This is a genomic window from Methylopila capsulata (assembly GCF_016907975.1).
Taxonomy (GTDB): Bacteria; Pseudomonadota; Alphaproteobacteria; order Rhizobiales; family Methylopilaceae; genus Methylopila; species Methylopila capsulata.
This window is the reverse complement of the sequence record NZ_JAFBCY010000003.1, coordinates 157,861-179,963: the sequence shown is the minus strand read 5'-3', so window position 1 is coordinate 179,963 and position 22,103 is coordinate 157,861. Positions and strand designations below refer to the sequence as shown.

At 68.4% G+C, this 22,103-nt stretch carries 16 protein-coding genes and 1 pseudogene; 9 read left to right on the top strand and 8 right to left on the bottom strand.

Features of this window, described 5'->3' with window-relative positions; translation table 11 throughout:
• Positions 1–238: 238 nt before the first annotated feature.
• Both JOD31_RS12110 and JOD31_RS12105 read left to right on the top strand, forming a co-directional pair.
• Positions 239–1,570 (top strand): LLM class flavin-dependent oxidoreductase, encoded by a 1,332-nt coding sequence (locus tag JOD31_RS12110; protein WP_204950613.1) that lies wholly within the window; start codon positions 239–241, stop codon positions 1,568–1,570.
• A complete protein-coding gene (locus JOD31_RS12105; protein WP_204950612.1) occupies positions 1,567–2,079 on the top strand; it encodes a flavin reductase family protein in 513 nt (170 codons plus the stop codon). The genes JOD31_RS12110 and JOD31_RS12105 overlap by 4 nt, the downstream gene beginning before the upstream one ends.
• A 22-nt stretch (positions 2,080–2,101) precedes the next feature.
• Here the strand turns inward: JOD31_RS12105 and JOD31_RS12100 are convergent.
• The 7 genes and pseudogenes from JOD31_RS12100 to JOD31_RS12070 form a co-directional block, all read right to left on the bottom strand.
• Positions 2,102–2,717 (bottom strand): annotated as a pseudogene (locus tag JOD31_RS12100) (LysR substrate-binding domain-containing protein).
• A gap of 159 nt (positions 2,718–2,876) precedes the next feature.
• Positions 2,877–4,793: an iron ABC transporter permease gene (locus JOD31_RS12095; protein ID WP_204950610.1), complete on the bottom strand. Its 1,917-nt coding sequence runs from the start codon at positions 4,791–4,793 to the stop codon at positions 2,877–2,879.
• Positions 4,790–5,608 carry an ABC transporter substrate-binding protein gene (locus JOD31_RS12090; RefSeq protein ID WP_204950609.1) on the bottom strand — a complete coding sequence of 273 codons (819 nt, stop codon included), beginning with the start codon at positions 5,606–5,608 and terminating at the stop codon, positions 4,790–4,792. The genes JOD31_RS12095 and JOD31_RS12090 overlap by 4 nt, the downstream gene beginning before the upstream one ends.
• 32 nt (positions 5,609–5,640) lie before the next feature.
• Positions 5,641–8,106, bottom strand: a complete 2,466-nt coding sequence (locus JOD31_RS12085) for a TonB-dependent siderophore receptor (RefSeq protein ID WP_204950608.1) — start codon at positions 8,104–8,106, stop codon at positions 5,641–5,643.
• A 103-nt stretch (positions 8,107–8,209) separates the two neighbouring features.
• Positions 8,210–8,965 carry a FecR family protein gene (locus JOD31_RS12080; protein WP_204950607.1) on the bottom strand — a complete coding sequence of 252 codons (756 nt, stop codon included), beginning with the start codon at positions 8,963–8,965 and terminating at the stop codon, positions 8,210–8,212.
• 236 nt (positions 8,966–9,201) lie between these two features.
• Positions 9,202–9,696, bottom strand: coding sequence for an RNA polymerase sigma factor (locus JOD31_RS12075; protein WP_246482483.1), 495 nt, complete (start codon positions 9,694–9,696; stop codon positions 9,202–9,204).
• A gap of 241 nt (positions 9,697–9,937) precedes the next feature.
• Complete coding sequence (locus JOD31_RS12070) at positions 9,938–10,849, bottom strand: helix-turn-helix domain-containing protein (RefSeq protein ID WP_204950605.1); 912 nt, start codon at positions 10,847–10,849, stop codon at positions 9,938–9,940.
• Between the two features lie 174 nt (positions 10,850–11,023).
• Here JOD31_RS12070 and JOD31_RS12065 point away from each other — a divergent pair, with 174 nt between their 5' ends.
• The 4 genes from JOD31_RS12065 (at position 11,024) to JOD31_RS12050 (ending at position 16,048) form a co-directional block, all read left to right on the top strand.
• On the top strand, positions 11,024–13,150 hold the full coding sequence (locus JOD31_RS12065) for a molybdopterin-containing oxidoreductase family protein (RefSeq protein ID WP_204950604.1): 2,127 nt from the start codon (positions 11,024–11,026) through the stop codon (positions 13,148–13,150).
• A gap of 54 nt (positions 13,151–13,204) precedes the next feature.
• Complete coding sequence (locus tag JOD31_RS12060; protein ID WP_204950603.1) at positions 13,205–13,510, top strand: ferredoxin family protein; 306 nt, start codon at positions 13,205–13,207, stop codon at positions 13,508–13,510.
• Positions 13,507–14,889 (top strand): FAD-dependent oxidoreductase, encoded by a 1,383-nt coding sequence (locus tag JOD31_RS12055; protein ID WP_246482482.1) that lies wholly within the window; start codon positions 13,507–13,509, stop codon positions 14,887–14,889. Before JOD31_RS12060 ends, JOD31_RS12055 begins: the two co-directional genes overlap by 4 nt.
• A gap of 256 nt (positions 14,890–15,145) precedes the next feature.
• Positions 15,146–16,048, top strand: coding sequence for a transporter (locus JOD31_RS12050; protein ID WP_204950602.1), 903 nt, complete (start codon positions 15,146–15,148; stop codon positions 16,046–16,048).
• Between the two features lie 75 nt (positions 16,049–16,123).
• Here JOD31_RS12050 and JOD31_RS12045 read toward each other — a convergent pair whose 3' ends face one another.
• The gene (locus tag JOD31_RS12045; protein ID WP_204950601.1) at positions 16,124–17,293 is read right to left on the bottom strand and encodes a calcium-binding protein; all 1,170 of its coding nucleotides are present in this window, start codon (positions 17,291–17,293) and stop codon (positions 16,124–16,126) included.
• A gap of 206 nt (positions 17,294–17,499) precedes the next feature.
• On the opposite strand from JOD31_RS12045, the gene JOD31_RS12040 reads away from it, so the two are divergent.
• From JOD31_RS12040 to JOD31_RS12030, 3 genes are read left to right on the top strand one after another with little or no spacing between them, the layout of a single operon-like run.
• Positions 17,500–19,077, top strand: coding sequence for an ABC transporter substrate-binding protein (locus tag JOD31_RS12040; protein WP_204950600.1), 1,578 nt, complete (start codon positions 17,500–17,502; stop codon positions 19,075–19,077).
• Positions 19,074–20,021, top strand: a complete 948-nt coding sequence (locus JOD31_RS12035; protein ID WP_204950599.1) for an ABC transporter permease — start codon at positions 19,074–19,076, stop codon at positions 20,019–20,021. Before JOD31_RS12040 ends, JOD31_RS12035 begins: the two co-directional genes overlap by 4 nt.
• Positions 20,018–21,922: a dipeptide/oligopeptide/nickel ABC transporter permease/ATP-binding protein gene (locus JOD31_RS12030; protein ID WP_204950598.1), complete on the top strand. Its 1,905-nt coding sequence runs from the start codon at positions 20,018–20,020 to the stop codon at positions 21,920–21,922. The genes JOD31_RS12035 and JOD31_RS12030 overlap by 4 nt, the downstream gene beginning before the upstream one ends.
• Positions 21,923–22,103 lie beyond the last annotated feature (181 nt).

Here is a 22,103-nt window from a genome sequence, read left to right as displayed (position 1 = left end):
GATGCCCGGGTCAAGCCCGGGCATGACGGTCGAGGGAGTCTCCACGGCCGAAATCACGTGGCGGGCCTCGCCGCGCGGGCCTATGCGCCGATCCTCCTCATAAACAAATATTTGCTTTATGCAAAACAATATAAATTTGTTTTTGCATACGGCAATTACTAGAGTTTCGAATGTCGCTTGATCCGGGCGCTAAAGTAAAATCGATCAAATAAAAAGCCATGGCTTGCAAGAGGCGTGCATGACAAAGTCAAATCCGATCCATTTTTGCGGATTTCTCGTCGCGGGCCCGGTTGTCCACAGTCACGCGATCTGGCGTAACCCAGCGCACGAGACGCCGTTCCTGAGCCTCGCGCACTATGCCGGCATCGCGAAGACGCTGGAGCGGGGCTTTTTCGACTTCGTGTTCTTCGCCGACCGGCTGGCGATCGCGGATCGCTATGGCGACAGCCACGAGATGGGACTGCGTCTTGGGGACCAGGACGCGACCCGCATGGACCCGCTGCCGATCCTCGGCGCGATGGCCGCCGTGACGAACCATCTCGGCCTCGGCGCGACGCGCTCCACGACCTATGACGCGCCGTTTAACATCGCGCGAGAATTCGCAACGCTCGACCACATCTCGGGCGGCCGCGCCGCCTGGAACGTCGTCACCTCGATGAACGATGGCGAAGCGCTCAATTTCGGCGACGTGCCGCATCTCAGCCATGACGAGCGCTACGACCGCGCCGACGAATTCATGGAGGTCGCGTTCAAGCTCTGGGACAGCTGGGAGCCGGACGCGTTGGTGCTCGATCGCGCGGGCGGCGTCTACGCCGACCCGTCCAAGGTCCATTACGCCAATCACAAGGGCCGGTGGTTCAAGGCGCGCGGGCCGCTCAACATCCCGCGCAGCCCGCAAGGACGTCCCCTCATCATCCAGGCCGGCTCGTCGGGCCGCGGCAAGGCCTTCGCGGCGCGCTGGTCGGAGGTGATCTTCGCGCTGCAGCCGAGCATGACGCGCATGACGGCCTTCACCAAGGACGTGCGCGCCGCGCTCGAAGGCGCCGGCCGCGCGGCCAACGCCGCGAAAGTCATGATGGCCGTAATGCCGTTCATCGGCGAGACGCGCGATGAGGCAGAGGCCAAGCGAGATCTGCACGACAGCCTGATCGACCCGCGCGTCGGCCTGTCGACGCTTGCCGCCCACGCCAACGCCGACTTCGGCGCGCTGCCGCTCGACGCCACGATCGACGAGATCGCCGACACCGGCAGCCAGGGCAATCTTGCGGCGCTGCGCTCGATCGCAGGCGACAGCTCGATTACGATCGCGGACGCCGGCAAGATCTACGGCCGCGGCGTGATGTGTCCGCGCCTCGTCGGCACCGCGCAGGACGTCGCGGACGAGTTGATCGCGATCGTGGATTCCGGCGCGGCCGACGGCTTCGTCATCTCGCCCGCCTTCCTGCCCGACACGTTCGATGACTTCGTCGACAAGGTCGTGCCGATCCTCCAGGCGCGCGGCCGGGCCCGCATAGACTATGGGGCCGGTTCGCTGCGCGAGCGTCTCGGAACGTCGGGAGCGCGTCCGTGAGCGCGGCGGCCGTCATGCGCGCAGCGCCCGAGCCGGACGTCGAACCGGCCGCCTTCAAGGCCGCGATGCGCCGCCTGGCGGCCGGGGTCACCGTGGTGACCAGCCGCCATGGCGCGACCGTCAACGGCATGACCGCGACCGCGGTCTGCAGCGTCAGCGCCGAGCCGCCGCTGGTGCTCGTGGCGCTGAACCGGTCGAGCGCCTCGCATGGCGTCGTCTCGCGCGGAGGGGCTTTCGCGCTCAATTTCCTGAGCGAGACGCAAAGCGAGCTTGCGACATATTTCGCGGGCCGCGACGGCAAATCCTTCGACGCGGTCCCGCACCGCCTTGGCGCGACCGGTTGTCCGCTGATCGAGGGGTGCGCGGCGCGCCTCGACTGCGTGCTGGAAAGCCGCCACGACGAAGGCACCCACACGATCTTCGTCGGCAGGGTGCTTCACGCCGAGACCGGCGACGGCGCGCCGCTCATCTACGGCGACTCGGCGTTTCACGGTCTGACGACGATCTAGGCCTCAGCTGGTCGCGATCGTCTCAAGAATGGCGGTCGAGGACTTCGTCGCGTAACGGCTCTTGTGCCTGAGCGCCGTGAAGCGGCGCCGCGAGCTCCATCGCGACCTCGACGAGCGCGTCGGAGAGGAGCGAAGACGCCGCCCCGAGCCGCGACATGACAGCCGCCGCTGCGCCTGCTTCGACCGCGGTGCGCAACGCTTCGTTGGATGAAAACTCGATCGCGACGTCGAGATCCGACAGGTTGCTGTCGACGGTTTTCATGACCGCTTCCAGCACGGACCGTGTGCCTGAGCCGAGCTTCCGCAACACCGATCGCGTCGAGTTGAACTCGTCCGCGCGGACCGTCCGCCCACGGATGATCTTTGCCGACCACGAGCCTCATCTCGTCTTCCGCCACCACGACGGCGGCGAGCGCAGGGTCGTCGATCTTGCCTTCAACGATCCCGATATCGGCCTCGCCGTCATGTATGAGCGCCGCGACGCGCTCGGTGTTGGCGATCTCGACCGCGATCACGACGCCAGGATAATCGGTCGTGAATCGATGCACGAGCGGCAGAAGCCAGTAGTTTGCGACGGTCTGGCTCGCCGCAAGCGCCAGCCATCCCTTCTTGAGGCCGGCGATGTCGGCGAGGACCACCCTCGGCGGCGGCCGCCCGCGCCAAGACGGCGCGAGCCTCGTTGAGGAAGGCTGCGCCTGCCTCGCTCAGCACGATGCGACGACCGACGCGGGACTGTCTCACGAGGCTGGGGACCTCGACGTAGCCTAGCGATCCGAAAGTCGTAAACGGGGAGTATCTCACCGAGAGAGAGCGACAAGCGCAGCGGCGCCGCCAATCAGCATCGCGATGATACCCGCTGGAATCTCATACGGAAACAATGCGACCCGTCCGATCCAGTCTGCGGTGGCGAGAAGACCGCCTCCGATGAGTGCAGATCCTGCGAGCAGGCTTGCGGGTGATCGGCACCCAGCGCTGCGCGCAGCGTGGGGCCCGATAAGGCCGACGAAACTCAGGGGGCCGATCACAAGCGTCGCCGCTGCAGTAAGTGCGCTGGCGAGCGCCAGCGTCAGCATCTGGGCCTGACCAACGCGCAAGCCCGATGAGCGCGCCGCTGGTCCCAGCGGCAGCAACTGCAGAGGGCGAACGAGAGCCAGCGCGATTACGAGACCGCCGGCTGCGACGAAGAGGATGACCAGCGCGCGTCCGGCATCGACCATGTAGGTCGAGCCGCTGAGCCAGGCGACGGCGAGCGCCATGCGAGGATCGCCGCTCGCGAGCAGAAACGAAACGACGCCTGTGAAGGCCGACGCGACGCCGATGCCGAGCAAAAGGGGCTGCTCCGGCGCGGCCCCGCGCCCAGTCCCCTTGAGCGTCCAGAGCGCGGCGAGCCCAGCGCCGAGCCCCCCAGCCGCGAGTTGCGCTCCGGCGCCGGCCGTAGGCGCGGCGTAGAGCAAAGCGAGGAAGCCCAAAGCAGCGCCGGCGCTGACGCCGATCATATCTGGGCTCGCCATCACGTTTCCGGTCATGCGCTGCAGCAGGGCGCCCGCAACAGCGATCGCCGCTCCAGCGCCGAATGCCGCAAGGGCGCGTGGGAAGCGCCAGTCGGACGCCTGGGCCACGGTCGCCAGAGCCCAGCCGTCCGCCGTGCGCTCGACAAAGAGCGCTAGGGCCAGAGCAACGACGCAGGCGACGATCAAAGCGGCCCACTCCGGCCGTAGGCGGCGAGGCGGCGCCGAGAGCGGCGCGAGCGCAAGCGAAGGACGGCGCAGGCGACCGGCGAGCGCCAACAGCAGCGGCGCGCCGAGCAGCCCGGTCGCCGCCCCGGTCGGCAGATCGAGCGGGATCAGCTTCACGGCCTCGTCGGTCAGCCACAGCAGCCCGGCGCCGTAGATCGGGGTCCAGCGCAGTTGCGCGGCGACGGTGCGGGCGCCCGCCGCGCGGGCCAGATGGGGCGCGGCGAGGCCGACGAAGGCGATCGCCCCGACCTCGGCCGTGGTCAGCGCCGCAAGGCCGGCCGCGAGCGCCAGACCCGCCGTGCGAATAGCTCTTGGGTTTCCGCCCAGCGAAGCGGCTCCCGCGTCACGCAGCGCGGCGAGGGTGAAGGCGCGGACCAGTCCTGCGGCCGCGAGCCACGCGACGGCCAAGAACGCAACGATGTTCGCCGCAGCTGACCAGTCGTTCTGCCGGAGCGAGCCAGAGCTCCATAGGAACAGGGCTCGCATCCATTCGTGATTGAAAAGCGCGATCAGCGTCGTCGCCGCGCTCGCCGCAAAGCTCAGTACGAGGCCTGCGATCACGATGGTCGCCGGCCTCATGCCGCCGCGGAACGCGAGCCCGAGCGTGAACCCCGCCGCCGCGAGGCCGCCGGCAAGCGCGACCAGCGACTGAGCTGGGCCGCCCAGCCCCGCCGAGCCAAACAGGGCGAGCGCGAGCACGGCTCCCGCCGAGACGCCGGTGGTCGAAGGCTCCGCAAGCGGGTTGTCGAGCGCGATTTGCAGAACGAGGCCGGACAGCGCGAGCGCCGCTCCTGCGGCGAGCGCGGTCGCCGCGCGGGGGAACAGCGTGTAGTGGGCGATCAGCGCGGACACGTCGCCGGGGTCCGGCGCCAACAGCGCGGCGAGCCACCCCGCGGGGGGCAGAACGCGCGCCACGCTCATTACAAACAGCGCTGCGGCCGCCGCGAAAAGCGCCGCGGCGATGAGCGAACGCGTCACTGCCTGCTCTCGCTTTCGAGCGCATCCGCAAGCAGGGTCGCGAAGCGAGCCATGCTGGCGAGGCCGCCATAGACCCATACGGGCGGGAGGACCACGACGTCATGAAACGCCGGTAAGGCCCGCCATAGAGCGCTTTGCGACAGCGAGGCCGGAGGGCCCGGCGACAACGCCACCAGTCTGGCGCCCTCAAGGCGGGCCAATCGGTCCAGCCCCAGCGTCGAGAAGCCCCACATATTGGTCGGGCCGGCATAGGCGTTCGTCAGCCCGATCCGCTCAAGCGCTGTCTGAAACAGCGAGCCCTCGCCGAACACGTCAGCCCTTCGGTCGTCCGCAAAATTGGCGATCAGGACAGGACGTCCCCTATGTGCGGCGAGGCGGGCGGACGCGCGGGCGAGCGTGGCGTCGAGACGCGCCAGAACGGCCGGCGCCTCGGCCGCCGCGCCGCAGGCGTCTCCGAGGCGGGCGAGCGCCTGGAGCGATCGATCGTAGGGCCGCCGGTCGGCGTCATAGATCGAGAGCTCCAGCGTGGGCGCGATAGCCTCCAGCCGGGCCTGCGGCGGCCCATAATGGCGCAGGCGGACGATGAGGTCCGGTCTGAGGCTCGCGATGAGTGCGAGGTTCGGCTGCGACCGGAGACCGACGTCGACCACCGCCGCCGGCAACTCCGGCGTCGCAACCCGCGTGCGGTAGTAGGGCGCCTCAGCGACGGCGGCAGGGGTCACCCCCAGCAGAAGGGCGAGCTCGGTCAGCGCCCAGTCGAGCACAATGACGCGCGGGCCCGCGGCGTGAGCCCGCGCCGCTCCGGCCAGAGCCAAAGCGGCGCCCAGGACCGACCGCCGCGTCCAATTCACCACCGGTATTTCATCGTCGCATAAACGGTGCGGCGGTCGCCATAATTACAGCCATAAGCGGCGAGGCAGGTTGATACGTACTTCTTGTCCAGAAGATTGCTCGCGTTCACTTGCAGCGAAACGCCTTCGAGCCGCGTAATCCTCCGGCCGAGATCGTAACGCAGCGAGGCGTCGAACAGCGTCACGCCGGGTGTCTTGAACTGGTTCGCCTCGTTGCCGAAGGACGCTCCAAAATAACGCGCTCCGCCGCCGAGGCTGACGCCGTCCGCCGCTCCGGGACCGAAGGAGTAATTCAGCCAAGCTCCCGCCTGATGCTTCGGCACAAAGGCCGGGCGGTTGCCAAGCTGGCCTGCAGCGGTCGTGCGGGTGATCTCGGCATCGGTGTAGGCGTAGGAGACGATCCCCTCGAAGCCATGGCCGAGATCGGCCTTGCCCTCGAACTCGACGCCTTTGATCTCGATCTCGCCAGTTTGGCTACGGGAGCCGTTGGGATTGGTCGTGACCGCATTCGTCTGCGTGAGGTGGAAGGCCGACAGGCTGACGAGGCCGGCAAATCCGTCCGGCTGGTACTTTACGCCAGCTTCAATCTGCTCGCCCTCAGATGGCTCGAACGGTTCCGGTGTAAGCGGATTGCTGGACGGTTTGACGCCGGCCACCGGCAGGAATGATGTCGAATAGCCGATGAACGGCGCAAAGCCATTCTCGAACCGGTAGCTCAGCCCGATGTTGCCGGTGAAGGCCTTGTCATCGCTCGTAACGGGTCGCGGGTCGCTGCTCGCGGGTCCGCTCCTGGACGTCCTGTTCTTAGCCCAGTCGTAGCGAGCGCCGCCCTGCAGCGTCCACGCGTTCCACTTGATGGTGTCTTGCACATATAGGCCGAGCTGGCGCTGGACCGTGCCAATGCGCAACGCGAGCGGAGGTTCCGCCAATGAATGTCCGGGGCCGGGATTGAACGCGTCATAGTCCTCCAGATTTACATACGCCAGCTTGGACTCGCGATAGCCGGCCTTCTCGCGGGTGAAGTCGGCGCCGAAGAGCAGCGTGTGTTCCAGTTCACCTGTTGAAAAACGACCCTCCGCCTGATTGTCGACGGTGAACATCTGCGACCGCTCGGGAAACGCCCAAGCATAGCGAATGAGATTCGTTGGCACGCAGGACGCTGCCGAAAGGCAATAGTTCTGGACACGCCTGGTGTGGGTGTCGACTTCGCCGTAGCGGAGGTTCTGACGGAGCGTCCAGCCTTCGGAGAGCTCATGGGAGAGCTTGTAGCCGATAAACCACTGTTCGTTGATGAAGCGATCGTAGGAGGGTTCGCCGGTGAATGTGCTCGTTGGGAGCTTGCCGTAGCCGGGGTAGGGGTAAAGCGTCCCTATGGCCGGCAGGGCCGGCGGAGCGCCGCCCCCTTTGTCGTCGACCTTCTGATAGTGCCCAAGAAGCGTCAGTGTGGTGCTCTCCGTGGGCTTCCAGGTGAAGCTCGGCGCGATGAAAAGCTTGTCGTCTTCGACGTGGTCGACCTGAGTGTTCGCATCGCGGGCGAGGCCGATCAGCCGGTAAAGGAACCGTCCTTCCGCGTCGAGCGGGCCGGAGACGTCGAAAGCCGCCTGCTTGCGGTCATGGCTGCCGCCAAGCAGTTCGATCTCTCCCCGCGCCGTCTCGGTCGGGGTCTTGCTGGTCATCGCCAGCAGGCCGCCCGGGTTGCTCTGACCGTAAAGGCCGGACGCCGGACCTTTTAGAACCTCCACGCTTTCAAGCAGGTGCGGCTCGATGCGGGCCTGGGAATAACCTTGGGCGCCGAAGGGTAGGCGCAGCCCGTCCAGATACCGCCTCGGTGTGAAGCCGCGGACCGTCAGCCAGTCATAGCGCGAGTCCGTGTCGCCATACTGGGTGACGACGCCCGGCGTGTAGCGCAGCGCCTGCGTGACGGTCTGCGCGCCCTGGTCCTCGATTTGCTTTTGGGTAACGACATTCACGACGCGTGGGGTCTCGACCAGGAGCGCGCTGGACTTGGTCGCGCCAGGGCTGACGCTCGAAGCGTAGCTCTGAGCCCCGCCACGTGCCCCGCCCCCTGGGCTTGCGCCTTCGACCGAGATCTCCTCGAGTTCGGTGGCGTCCTGCGCCGTAAGGGCGCTCTCGCGGCGCAATTGCACCAGGGTCACTGCGTGTGGGTCGATCTGTTCGTACGAAAGACCCGTGCCCTCCAGCAGACGCCGCAGGGCGTCCACCGGCGGTAATTCTCCCTGAACGCCGGTGGTCTCGACGCCGCGCAGGGCCGACCCGGGCGAAAGAAGCTTGCGGCCCGACACCTCGGCCCACTGCGTAAGAGCCGCCCCAAGCGGCCCGGCCGGAATAGCGAAGCGAACCAATTCGTCCGATCGCGCTGGGCCGGCTGGCGCATAAGCACCCACGCCCACCAAGGCAAAGGCCGCCGCTCGCCGACGCCATGTCCCCACCCGTCCCGCCATCTCAATCCCCGCTTGCCGTGCGGGCCGCGCGTGGCGGCCTCACAGGGGAAGACGTCGGCGGGTGCGACTTCGACACCGAGCTGATGAAAAAGAATCGCGACGTCTACGGCGCCGCGGCGCGCACGATGGTGACGAAGGGGAGCCGGGTCACGCGAACGGGAAGCGCCGCGGCGATTGCGTCCAGCATCGCGGCGGCGTCGTTCGAAGGAAAGGCGCCGGTCAGCCTTAGCCGGCCCGCCTCGCCCAGGACGATAACCCGCCCCCCGACATAACGGCTGATTTCTTCCGCGACGTCCTCCAGCGGCTGGTCGTCAAAAACAAGGAGTCCCCTCCGCCAAGCCGTGGCGGCGCGCACGTCGACGGCGCGCGGCGCGAGACGACCGCCGATCCTGAGGGTCGTTTCCTCGCCGACCCCGAGCTCGACCTGATCGCCGGTTCGGACGTCGCTCGCACGGACGCGCCTTTCCGTGACCAGTACGCTGGACATGTCATGCGCCTGTTCGACCTCAAATGCGGTGCCGAGCGCCTGCGCCTCGAGATCTCCCGCTTCCACGACGAAGGGACGGGCGGCGTCCGGCGCCACAGCCACGTGGATGCGGCCGGAATAGAGCGTCAGCCGGCGCTCGGCGGGCCTGAGCTCGACGTCGAAGCTGGTCGAAGCGTCCGCCTCCACGGTGGATCCGTCTGCAAGTGAAATGGTCCGCCGTTCACCCGCGGACGTGCGCTCGTCCGCGAAAAAGGCGCGGGGGGGACCAAAGGCTCCCGCCGCGAATGCGCCGCCGAGGCCGATCGCCAGCGCCGCCAGGATTGCCGCTGTTCCGCCGCCACGCCGCGGCTTCAAAGCCGGGCCGAGCCGCACCCATAACCGTTCGGCCCGCTCGGCCGCGGCGCGGCGCTCCGCTGACGAGGCCTTCCAGTCCTCATAGGCCGCCCAGTCAGTCGCGACAGCCGCCCCGGAATGCAGATGGACGATGCGCTCGAGCGCCGCCTCCGTCAGTGGGTCCAGCCTGTCCTCGGCATTGTCCGTCATCGCTCGTACGCTCTCCCGGCGGTCTTCCTCTCCATAAGACGTCCGGAAAACAAGACCCGACAGGCCTAGGCGTCCGAGGATTCAAGACTCAGCAGGCAGACCCTGAGCGCCTTCATGATGTGCTTGCTGACCATGCTTGGCGAAATGGATAGCCGCGTCGCGATTTCCGCGTGGGTGAGACCCTCGACGCGGTTCAGCAGAAGCGCCGCGCGCGTCTTGCGCGGCAGGCCGTCGAGGGCGGTCTTCAACGCGGCGAAGTCCTGGCGGGCGATGAGGCTTCGATCGGCGAGCGGCGCGGCGTCGGCGAGCATAGCCGCGTGCTCGAGCGGCAGCGTCCGCCCCTGGCGACGTTCCCGGCGCACGAGATCCACGATCAGATTGCCGGCGATCCGCCAAAGGAAGAACTGAGAGGCGCGTGCGTCTGAGCGCTCGTGCTGCCGACTGGCGACGTAACGGAGAAACGCCTCTTGCGTCAGATCGGCTGCAGCCTCTCGGTCGCGCAGCCGCCGATAGGCATAGCGCCTGAGGTCTTCGCTGTAGTCGCGAAAGAGCGCATCCATGTCGGCGGAACCTTCCGTCCCGCCTCGAAACGAAACGTTCATGATCCCGCCCTCGGCTGAGGGCTTACATATCCAATGGAAGAAAACGCCGCAAGATCAATAGTTTATAGGAGTTCAAAACAGCGGATGTCGTCCTGCGGTCGAGCCCCGCTCAATCGCGGGCGGCACAAGGCTGCGATGATCGGCTTCGCCGCTCAGAGCCGCCCTCAGGCCAAAGTCCGGCCGGGCCTACCATCGCTTCTCAAGGCCAGCGTCGGTCTCCGCCGGCGAAGCGGGCCTCCTTCCGGAACTGGGCGGGGGTCATGCCGGTCGCGTTGCGGAACGCGCGGGTGAAATTCGCCTGAGACGAAAAGCCCGATGTGGACGCGATGTCCGCGATGGAGGCGTCGCTGAGCAGAAGCTGCTTCGCGCGGCTTAGCCGACGCGCGCTGACGAAGGCGTGCGGCGGCTCGCCTGTGGCCGCGCGGAAGCTGCGGGCGAAGTGCGCGACGCTCATGCACGACACGGCGGCGAGGTCGGCGACGGTGAAGTCTCCGTCGAGGCGCTGTTCGATAAACTCGGTCACCCGCGCCAGCCGCTTCGCGTCGAGCGGCCGCGCCGCCGGGGACTTCTGCGGCGCGCCCCTAGCCGTGGACGCGTAGGTGTGGACGAGGTGCGCCGCCAAGGCGACGCCCAGAGTCTCCATCAGCAGCCGGCCGGCGGCGGTCTCCGCCGAGAGCTCGCGCGCGATCTGCCCGGCGACCTGCTCGATGAAAGGATCGTTCGCGATGGTCTCGTAGCGCAACTCCACGCTCGCCGGGTCGATGTCGTGCTCGCGCAGGAGGATTTCATCGAAGGGCCGCGCTGGCAGGAAGATGTGCAGACAGTCGGCGATGGGCTCGACCACGTCCACGAACTCCTCCTCCACGCCCGCGGGGCACAGCCAAATGGTCCCGCGTCTGCCATGGGTGTGCTGGCGCATGCCGCCGCCGGCGCGCTCCACCACGGTTCGGCCCTGAAGCAAGACGGCGACCTCGGTGTCGCGCGGCACGAGCGACGGAAGTTCGCCCGCGGCGTGACTCCACCGTTCGGCGAGCAATCCGGACCAGCACCGCGCGTTCGACGTCTGGGCGAGGAATCCGTTCACGTATTTGTCGACGGAATGTCCCAGCATCTGGCGTTCATCTCCGCATGACCGTTCGAGAACGCACGCAAGTTCCGCGCCATGATTGTTATTGTTCAATTTCGCAGAAAAGGAACACCAAGCCGCAGGGACGGATAAAGCCGCCTGCCCAAAAACTCGCCATGCTGAATTTTAGTCATGGAAGCGGCGAGAGGGATTTGGCGTATGGCGCGCGACGCGGTTATCGGAGCCTGCCCGCACGATTGTCCGGACACATGCTCGATCCTTACGACCGTCGAGGACGGCAAAGCGATCGCGGTGCGCGGCAATCCGGATCATCCCTTCACGCAAGGGCGGCTCTGCGTGAAGGTCAACAACTATCAGGACCGGGTCTACAGCGACCGGCGAGTCCTCTATCCGCTGAAGCGCGTCGGTCCGAAGGGCTCAGGCCAGTTCGCGCGGATCACGTGGGATGAGGCGATGGGCGAGATCGCCGAGCGCTGGAAGGGCATCATCGCCTCGGACGGCGGCCAGGCGATCCTCCCCTACAGCTATCTCGGCACCCAGGGCGTCATCAATGGCCTCAACGTTGGCGATCCGCTGTTCAACAAGCTGGGCGCGACGGTGAGTGAGCGCACCTTCTGCGACTCCGCCTCGTGCACCGCCTACATGATGACGATCGGCCACACGCCGGGCGTCGATCCCGAAAGCTTCGTCCATTCGAAGTACATCATCCTCTGGGCGTGCAACACGCTCAGCACGAACTCCCACCATTGGCCCTTCATCGAACGCGCCCGGAAGAACGGCGCCAAGCTCGTCGTGATCGACCCGGTGCGCACGCGGACCGCCCGGCTCGCGGATTGGCACATTCCGATCCGTCCAGGCACCGACGGCGCGCTCGCGCTGGCGCTGATCAACATCATCGTCAAGGAGGGGCTGGTCGATCGCGATTACGTCGAGAAGCACACGATCGGCTTCGACGCGCTGGCGGAGCGCGCGGCGGACTATACGCCCGAGTTCGCCTCGGCCGAGACGGGCATCCCCGTCGAAGACATCCTGACGCTCGCGCGCGAGTACGCAACGACGCCGCCCGCGGTGGTGCGGATCGGCGTCGCGGTCGAGCGCCATGCCGGCGGCGGCCAGACGGTGCGCGCCATCGCCTGCCTGCCCGCGCTGATCGGCGCCTGGACGCATGTCGGCGGCGGTCTGCTGCAGCTTCCGATCTGGGCCTTTCCCGTCAACTGGCCCGGCCTGATGCGCCCGGACCTCCAGCCCGAAACCATGCGCGTGCTCAACACCTGGCGCCTCGGCCCGGCGTTGACCGGCGAAGAGCCCATGGATCCGCCGATCCGATCGCTGTTCGTCTACAACGCCAATCCGATGGCGATGGTCTCCCAGCAGCAGAAGCTGGAGGCGGGACTGGCGCGAGAGGACCTGTTCACGGTCGTCAGCGAGCATTTCATCACCGACACCGCGAAGTACGCCGACATCGTCCTGCCCGCAACGACGCAGCTCGAACAGAAGGACATCATGTTCTCCTGGGGGCATCTCTACCTGTCCTACAACAACCAGGCCATCGAGCCGCTCGGCGAAGCCGTGTCGAACACGGAGCTGTTCCGGCGGCTCGCGAAGGCGCTCGGAATCGACGACCCCTTCTTCTTCCGTTCCGACGACGAGATGATCGAGGCTTCGATGGACTGGAGCAGCCCTGTGCTCGAGGGCGTCACGCTCGAGGATCTGAAGGCGAAGGGCTACATCCGGCTGAACATGCCTGCGGCGGACGACTGGGCGCCCCACCGCGACGGCAACTTCCCGACGCCGTCGGGCAAATGCGAGTTCAGCTCCACCATGGCCGCGGGCGGCAATTTCGTGGTCCCGCTGTTTCGCCAGGGCTATGGCGGCTCGCAGTCCGGCGAAACGGTCGACCCGCTGCCTCACTACATCGCTCCGAACGAAAGCAAGAGGACGAGCCCGGACCTCGCGGCGTCGTACCCGCTCAGCCTGATCTCCCCGAAGAGCCATGCTTTTCTGAATTCCAACTACGGAAATCTGCCCGCGCAACTTGCGCAGGCGGGCGAGGAGCAGGCCGTCATTCTCCATCCCGACGACGCCGCCGATCGCGGGATCGTCTCGGGGGGAGCGATCCGCGTGTTCAACCAGCGGGGCGCGTTCGAAGCCTTCGCCACGCTGTCGCCGGACGTCCTGCGCGGCGTGGTGGTCGCGCCCGCCGGCTACTGGCAGCGCTCCAACCGCAGAGGCGCGACCGTCCACGCGCTGACGCCGCCGGCCTTCGCCGACCTCGGTCGCGGACCGACCTTCTCGGACATGCTGGTCGAAGTGGCCTCGGCCTGACGCCCGCCGCGCCGCCGACGCTTCGTCTTTCTCTACGCATGAGGACTCTCAACCATGGCTTACGTCGTGACCGATCTCTGCTGCGGTTGCCGTTACACGGAGTGCGTGACGGTCTGCCCGGTCGAATGCTTCCACGTCGATGAAACCATGACGTACATCGATCCCGACAACTGCATCGATTGCGGCGGCTGCGTTCCGGTGTGCCCCGTCGGCGCGATCCAGGCGTCGTATCTTCTGGCGCCCGACAAGGTCTCCTGGATCGAGATCAACCGGGCTCGGTCGGCCGAGACGCCGACGATCATCAGCAAGCTGCCGCCGCTGCCGACCGCCGAGGAGCGTCGCAAGGCGCTCAGCGCATGAGCGGCTCCCTCACGCCCATGCGGCCCCAGCCTTCCGAGGCGACGTTCCGCGTCGCCGTCGTGGGCGGCGGGCCCAGCGGGTTCTACGCGGCCGAAGGCCTGTTGCGGTCGGCGCTTCCCATAGCGGTCGACATGTTCGACCGACTTCCAACCCCGTTCGGCCTCGTGCGATCCGGCGTCGCGCCGGATCATCCGAAGCTGAAGCAGGTCGCCGCCGTCTTCGACCGCATCGCCCATACCCCCGGCTTCCGCTACGTCGGCGGCGTCGCGATCGGCGAGGACGTGCCGTTGGAGACGCTGCGCGCCTCTTACCACGCGGTGATCCTCGCGACCGGGGCCATGGTGGACCGACGCATGGGGGTTCCCGGCGAGGGGCTGGCGGGGAGCCGCTCCGCGGGCGAGTTCGTCGGCTGGTACAACGGCCATCCGGACTACAGCCACCTCCGCTTCGACCTCTCGTCGGAACGCGCGGTGGTCGTCGGCCACGGCAACGTCGCGCTCGACGTCGCCCGCATTCTGCTGAAGACCGCGGACGAGCTGCGTCACACCGACATCGCTGAGCACGCCCTCGGCGCCCTTGCGGAAAGCCGCATCCGGGAGGTGCACGTCGTTGGCCGCCGCGGCCCTTGCGAGACCCGCTTCTCCCCGAAGGAGCTCCACGAGTTCAGCGATCTCACAAGCTGCGAACCCGCGCTCGACGAGGACGACCTCGCGCCCCACAGTTTCGCGTCGCCGGCGAACGCGGGCCCCGACACACGGGCGGCGCTCGGCATGCTGGAGGCCTTCGCCCGCGGTCCCCGGACGAAGCCGCGGCGCTGCGTCTTCCGCTTTCATCTCGATCCGATCGCGATCGAGGGAGACGGCCGCGTCGAACGCGCCATGTTCCGCCGGACGCGGTGCGGCGAGGGCGACGCCGGCGCCGAACTCGTCGCGATCGAGTGCGGTCTGCTGTTCTCCAGCATTGGTCGGCGCTCGGCGCCGCTCGCCGGAGCGCCCTACGACGAGGCCCGCGGAGTCCACGCCAACATCGAGGGCAGGGTCGTCGCCGCAAGCGCGGTCGTTCCCGGGCTCTACGTCTGCGGCTGGAGCAAGCGAGGCCCCGAGGGAACGATCGGCGCCAACAGGGCTTGCAGCGCCGGCACCGTCGAGCGCGTGCTTGCGGACCTCGCCAGCCTCGCCGCTCCGCCGCTCGCCGCGGAGCGCCTGATCGCAGGCGCGGCCCCACGCAGCGGCTCCGTGGTCGACTACGCGGCCTGGAAACGGATCGACGCAGCGGAAGTGGAACGCGGGCGGCGTGCGGGCAAGCCGCGCGAGAAGTTCGTCACGATCGGCGAGATGATCGACGTCGGCGGGCGGCGGGCCGACGCATGCTGCCGCTGACCGCCCGACGCCTCCCTATCGGATCCCGTCGCGCGCCGACGGACGCGCCGCTGCGGTCCGACGGTCCCGCCCGCGCCGTCAGGGCCGGCGAGATCACCCCGGCGTTCCGGACGCGGTTCCCGCCCGCCAAGCGCGATCCCCCAGGCGCTCCGCGCTAACGCTCCACGAGCGAAGGCGGCCGCCGCCGGCGCACACGCATCATCTCGCTGAAACACGCAATCCCACGAGCTCGGCTCGTTCTGGGGACAGGAGACTCATGACCATGACACCCGTGAAAGCGCTCGGCGCAGCCCTTTCGGCGACAGCCGTCGTCCTGATGTCCAGCCTGCCGTCGTACGCCGTCGACGTGAACTCGACCGACTATATTCCTGCGCCTACGGGCGCCACGGTTGCGCTCTCCTACACCACCTTCACGACCCGGAGCAGCTTCAAGCCGGTCGGGGGCGCCGAAATCAAGGACGGCACGAAGCTCAATTCGCTCGTCGAGACCCTGCGCTTCGTTCATTACATGGACGTCGGCGGGTTCACCGTCGCGCCACAGGTGCTTCTGCCTTTCGGCGGGCTGTTCGACGGCAAGCTCGGCGGCGCGCATCTCGATTCCGCAAAGGGGATGGCCGACCCGATCCTAGCTGCGCCGGTCTGGCTTCTGAACGATGCGGAGGCGGGACGGTACTTCGCGATCACGCCCTATCTGTTCGTGCCGCTCGGCGCCTACGACGCGGGCGAGACCCTCAATCTCGGCGAGAACCGGTGGAAGTTCGACATGCAGGCGGGCTATGTCCACACGGCGGGGCCGTTCACCCTGCAGTTAAACGGCGACGTGGTGTGGTACGGCGCGAACAAGGACGCCGTGGCGCGGGGCTCCGGCCGTCTGACGCAGGACGAGACCTATCAGTTCCAGGGCTGGCTGTCTTATGCGCCGCCCTCGGACTCCACCCTTCGGGTTGCGCTGGGCTATTCGAAACTCTGGGGCGGCGAGCAGAAGCTCGACGGCGTCTCGAACGGTTCCGCCACCAAGGCCGACCAGATCAGGTTTGAAGTTTCAAAGTTTCTGACGCCTGACTTCCAGGTGCTCGGCCTGCTTCAGCATGACCTGGACGCCAAGGGCAGCTTCAGGGAAGATCTGCGGGCGACCATCCGGCTGCTTAAGGTGCTCTGACAGTCGGGGACATTACGAAGCTCAGGCGGCGTTCGGACGACGCGGAAGCGCGTTCGAACGCCGCCTGAGCTTCTGCTAGACGAAGACGAAGTCGTTGGCGTGGAGGTCCGCCACGCTGACGTGCGCCAGCAGGATGCTGCCCTTGTCGTAGGTGATCAGCGCGCCCGAGGCGGTGTCCCGGGCGTGGTCGATCACGTCGGCGAAGGAGGCGTAGACGCTCGAGTTCATCTGGATGACGTCCGGCGACGACAATCCGGCGGCGAAGTCGGTGATCACGTCGCGTTCCGCGAGCCCCGCGAAAACGAAGGTGTCGCTTCCGGCCCCGCCTGAAAGCCGGTCGGCGCCCGCGCCGCCGGTCAACGTGTCGTCGCCGCTCCCGCCGATCAGAGTGTCGGCGCCCGCATCGCCGCGGAGCACGTCGTTCCCGTCCTGGCCGTAGAGCGTGTCGTTCCCGTCGCCGCCGTAGAGCTTGTCTTGACCGAGACCGCCGAGCAGCTTGTCGGCCCCGTCGCCGCCGTAGACGAGGTCGTCGCCGTCGTCGCCCGACACCACGTCGTCGCCGGCGTCGCCGTACAGCCGATCGGCGAAGGTCCCGCCGTAGAGCCGGTCATTTCCTGCGCCGCCGAACAGCTGGTCGCTGTCGCTGCCGCCGTAGATCCGGTCGTTCCCGTCCCGTCCGATCAGCCGGTCCGCGCCGGAGCCGCCCTGCAGGTAGTCGTTGCCGGCGCCGCCGTCGAGCGTGTCGTCGCCGAGGTCGCCCTCCAGGCGATTGTTGCGCGTGTCGCCCACGATTATGTCGTCGCCGCCGTCGCCCAGGACGTTTTCGACGCCGGACACGACATGTGCGCCCTCCGTGGCGCCTTCGACGTAATAGGATTTCTTTGCGAGATTGACGTTGACCGCACGGTCGAACCCGAAGAACGACAAGGTGTCGACGCCGCTCTCCCCATAGACGTCGTCGATCTCGGTCTCGTAGCGCATCGCGAAGGTGTCGGCGCCGTCGCCTCCATAGAGCGTGTCGACGCCCTTGTCGCCGACCAGCAGATCGTCGCCGTCGCCGCCGTACAGGATGTCGGCGCCGAGGTAGTTCGTCGAAACGTCGTTGCCGCCGTAGATGGTGTCGTTGCCACCGCGGCCGTAGATCACGTCTTCGCCGCTGCCACCTAGGATAGTGTCTCCGCCGTCGGTGACGCCTGAGCTGTAGTCGAGGACGTCGTTCTGACCCGTGCCCAGCACATATGCCATGGATTGCACCTTCGATTATTGCGGGGCGTGGAGAGTATGGGCATCGCGTTGCGTTTCAAGTGAAAGTCCATGACTGCGGTCGAGTGGCGCAGGATGGATCTTTGGCTGTCTATGCCGGGTAGATTTCTCCTGACCTCTCGACGACCCTGACGGACGCACGACGCGGCCTATAACGGAGGAGGCCTGCAGCCGAACCGGGAGGGGACATGGGCCGCGCCGCGACCGGCTTCACGATCTGCGTCCTCGGCCTCGCGCTCGGGATCGCCGCCCTCGTCGCCACCGGGCCGGGGCGCACGGCGACGCCGAAGGACACGCTGGTCGTGGGCCAGATGGCGGAGCCCAAGTCGCTCGATCCGGCGACGGTGACCGCCGCGAACGATTTTCGCATCCTCGCCAACCTGTTCGAGGGGCTGGTGCGGTTTCGCCCCGGATCGCTGGAGCCCGCGCCCGCGCTCGCCGAGCGCTGGGAGATGTCGGAGGACGGGCGGGCCTACACCTTCCATCTCCGCCCGAACGTGCGCTTTCACGACGGGACGGCGTTCGACGCGGAGGCCGTCTGGTTCAACCTCGCGCGCCTGCTCGACCCGAAGCATCCGAACGCGGACGCCGGGCCGTTTCCGCTCGCGTTCTTCCTCACGCCGGTGACGGCGGTGGAGGTCGTCGATCCGCTCACCGTGCGGCTGAGGCTCGATGAGCCCTACGCGCCGCTGCTCGCGCATCTGGCCTACCCCATCGGCTACATGGTCTCGCCGGCGGCGGCGAAGGCGGCAGGCAAAGGCTTCGGCCGCGCGCCCGTCGGCACGGGTCCGTTTCGGTTTGAGCGCTGGGAGAGCGGCCGGCAGGTGGCGCTCGTGCGCAACGACGCCTACTGGGGCGATAAGCCGTCGCTGGCGCGGATCGCGTTCCGCCCGATCCCGGACGCCAACGCCCGGGCGAGCGAGATGCTGGCGGGCGGGCTCGACCTGATGGTGGAGGTCCCGCCGGACCAACTCGCGAGCTTCCGCGACCCCGCCCGCTTCGCCCTGCTTGATGCGCCGGCGCCGCACCTCTGGTTCCTCATCCTGAACGCGGCCGAGGGGCCGCTCCGGGACGTGCGGGTGCGCCGGGCGGTGAACCTCGCGATCGACAAGCGCACGATCGCGGAGGACGTTCTGTCGAACGCGGCCACCGTGCCGGCTGGCCCGATCTCGCCCGCGTTCGGCGTGGCCCACGACCCGGCGCTGGGGCCTTACCCGCACGATCCCGAACGCGCCCGCGCGCTGATCCGCGAGGCCGGCGCCGAGGGCACGACGCTCACCCTGCTTGCGGCCGAAGGCGGCTCCGGCATGCTGGAGCCGCTTGCTATGGCGACCGCGATCCAGGCGGACCTCGCCCGCGTTGGGCTCACGGCCGTGATCGAGACCTTCGAGTGGAACGCCTATCTCGCCCGCGTCAACGGCGGCCTGAAGGGCGCAGGGATGGCGGAGATGGCCTGGGCGACCAACGACCCCGACACGCTGCCCTATCTCGCCCTGCGCTCGGAGGCCGTCGCCGACAAAGGCGGCTTCAACGCCGGCGGCTTCTCCGACCCGGAGCTTGACCGCCTGATCGACGCCGCGCGCAAGGAGACTGACGCCGAGACGCGCGCCGGGCTCTACCGACGCATCGACCGGCTCGTGCACGACGCCGCGCCCTGGGCCTTCGTCGCCTCCGCCAAGCAGACGGCGGTGACCGCGCGAGGCGTCGAGGGGGTGACTTTGGAGCCCTCGTCGCTGCTGGAGCTCAAGGGGGTGCGCAAGCGATGAGGTCCTACGCCCTCCGCCGCCTCGCGCTCGCGGTCCCCGTGCTGTTCGGCGTCACGGTGGTGGTGTTCCTCGTGATCGCGCTCGTGCCCGGCGATCCCGCGCTCGCGATCCTCGGTTCCTACGCCACGCCCGAGAGCGTCGCCCGGCTGAACGCGGAGCTCGGCCTCGATCGTTCGCTTCCCGTCCGCTACCTTGCCTGGGTCGGGAACGCGCTCACCGGCGACCTCGGGCGCTCCTACGCGCTCGACCGGCCGGTGCTCGACGAGGTGCTGGAGCGGCTCGGGCCCACGTTGATCCTCGCCGCCGCGGCGCTGGGCTTAAGCGCGCTGTTCGGCCTCGCCGCGGGCGTCGCCTCCGCCGTGCGGCAGAACGGCTGGGTCGACCGCGCTATCGGCCTGGCCTTGCTGCTCGGCGTTTCCACGCCCTCGTTCTTCCTGGGGCTCCTGCTCGTCCTCTGGCTTTCGGTCGGGCTCGGCTGGTTCCCGACCGGCGGCATGGGCGCGCTGTTTGGGGGAGGCGGGATCGCCGATCTGTTGCGCCATCTCGTGCTGCCGGCCGTGACGCTTGCGGTGGTCGCGACCGCGATCCTCGGCCGGCTCACCCGCGCCGCCATGCTCGACGTGCTGCGGCAGGATTTCGTGCGCACCGCCCGCGCCAAGGGGGTGGAGGAGGACTGGGTGATCTCGGTCCATGCGCTGAAAAGCGCGCTGGTCGCGGTCGTCCCCGTCATCGGGCTTCAGGCGGGCTACGTGCTGGGCGGCGCGGTCTATGTGGAGACCGTGTTCCAGTGGCCGGGTGTCGGCCGCATGCTGGTGGAGGCCATAGGCCGGCGCGACATCCTGCTGGTGCAGGGCGGGGTGCTGGCGGTCGCCGCGCTCTATGTGGCGATCAACGTCGTCACCGACCTCGCGCAGGCCGCCCTCGACCCGAGGATCGAGGTGTGAGCGTTCTCGCCCGGCTCCTGCGGCAGCCCTTCGCGGTGGCGGGCCTCGCGCTGGTGCTGGGCTTCGTGGCGCTGGCGCTGGCGGCGCCGTTCCTCCCGCTGCTCGACCCCAACGCCACCGAGCCCGCCAACCGGCTGGCGGCGCCGGGCGCGGCGGGGCATCTGCTCGGCACGGACCAGCTCGGCCGCGACATCCTCGCGCGGCTGATCTTCGGGCTGCGCGTCAGCCTCGCGGTCGGCGTCGCGGCGACGCTCGCGGCGGCGCTGGTCGGCGGGATCATCGGCCTCGTCGCCGCCTTCTACGGCCGCTGGGTCGATGGCGCGCTGATGCGGCTGGTCGACGTGCTGATGGCCTTTCCCTACCTGCTCCTCGCGCTCGCCGTGGTCGCGGCGCTGGGGCCGGGCCTGACCAACGCCGCGCTCGCGATCGCCATCGTCAACGTGCCGTTCTTCGCCCGCGCGGTGAGAGGGCAGGCGCTCGGGATCGTGCGGCGGGACTATGTGGCCGCGGCCCGCCTCGCCGGGTTTTCGGATCTGCGGATCCTCGTCAGCGAAGTGCTCCCGAACGTCGCCCCGCTGCTCATCGTCACCGCCGCCACGACCATCGGCTGGATGATCCTCGAGACCGCGGGCCTCTCCTTCCTCGGCCTCGGCGCGCAGCCGCCGCAGGCGGACCTCGGCTCCATGCTGGGCGACGGCCGCAAGGTGGTGGCGGCCGCGCCCCATGTGGCGGCGGCGCCCGGCGTCGTGGTGTTCGTGCTCGTCGTCGGCCTCAACCTGCTGGGCGACGGCCTACGCGACGCGCTTGACCCCCGCATGAAGGGCGCCGAGACCGGCGTCCCGCAGCCGGCGACGCGGGTGGAGCGGGGGAGGGCAGCGTCGGGAACGCTGGGGCACGAAGCGAGCGGCGCTCTCGCTAATTCCGTCCTCGACGTCCGAGCCCTCTCCACCGCCTTCGCAACGCCGCGCGGGAGCTTCCCGGCGATCCGGGACGTCTCCTTCGCGCTTCGGGCCGGCGAGGCGCTGGGAATCGTGGGCGAAAGCGGCTCGGGCAAGTCTGTCACCGCGCTTTCGCTCGCGCGGCTCGCGCCGACGCCGCCGGGGACGATCGTGTCCGGCGAGGTGCGGATCGGCGGCGATGATGTGCTTGACCTCAGCCTCGACGCCCTGCGGCGCCTCAGGGGCGACCGCATCGCCTATGTGTTCCAGGATCCGCTGACGACGCTGAATCCGCTGATGCGGATCGATGCGCAGATCGTGGAGGCGATCCGGCCCGGACCGGGCGAGGGCGCGAAGGCGCTTCGCGCGCGGGCGAGGGCGCTGATGGCGGACGTGGGCCTGCCGGACCCCGGGCGCATCGCGCGGGCCTACCCGCACGAGCTTTCCGGCGGCCAGCGCCAGCGCGTCGGCGTCGCCATGGCGCTCGCGAACGCCCCCGACGTGCTGATCGCGGACGAGCCGACGACCGCGCTCGACGCGACGACGCAAGGACGAATTCTGGAGCTGTTCGCCCGCATCCGGCGCGAGCGCGGCGCGGCGCTGATCTTCGTCAGCCACGACGTCGGCGTGGTCGCCCACCTCTGCGACCGGATCGCGGTGATGTACGCCGGCGAGATCGTGGAGGAGGGCCCCGCGCGCGCCGTCGCCGAACGCCCGCTACACCCCTACGCCGCCCGCCTGATCGCCTGCGCGCCGCAGCTCGGGCAGCCGGACAAGCCGCTCGCGCCCATCCCCGGCGCGCCGCCCGCGATCGACGCGCGCCCCGACGGCTGCGCCTTCGCTCCCCGCTGCGACCACGCGATCGACGCCTGCCGGGCGGGGCCGATCCCGCTCGAGGACGCGGGCGACGATCGCCGTGTGCGCTGCATCCGCTGGCGTGAGCTTTTGGGAGAGGCGGCGTGAGGGGATGGCTCGGTGATGGGGTGCGTGCTTCGAGACGGCCTTTCGGGCCTCCTCGGCATGAGGAGGCCTTGGATTGAGACTCCCCGGCGACTCTCCACCTCCTCATGCTGAGGAGCCGTCCGCAGGACGGGGTCTCGAAGCACGGAATGCGTCGTCGCCCCTGCTCGAAGCCCGCGCCGTC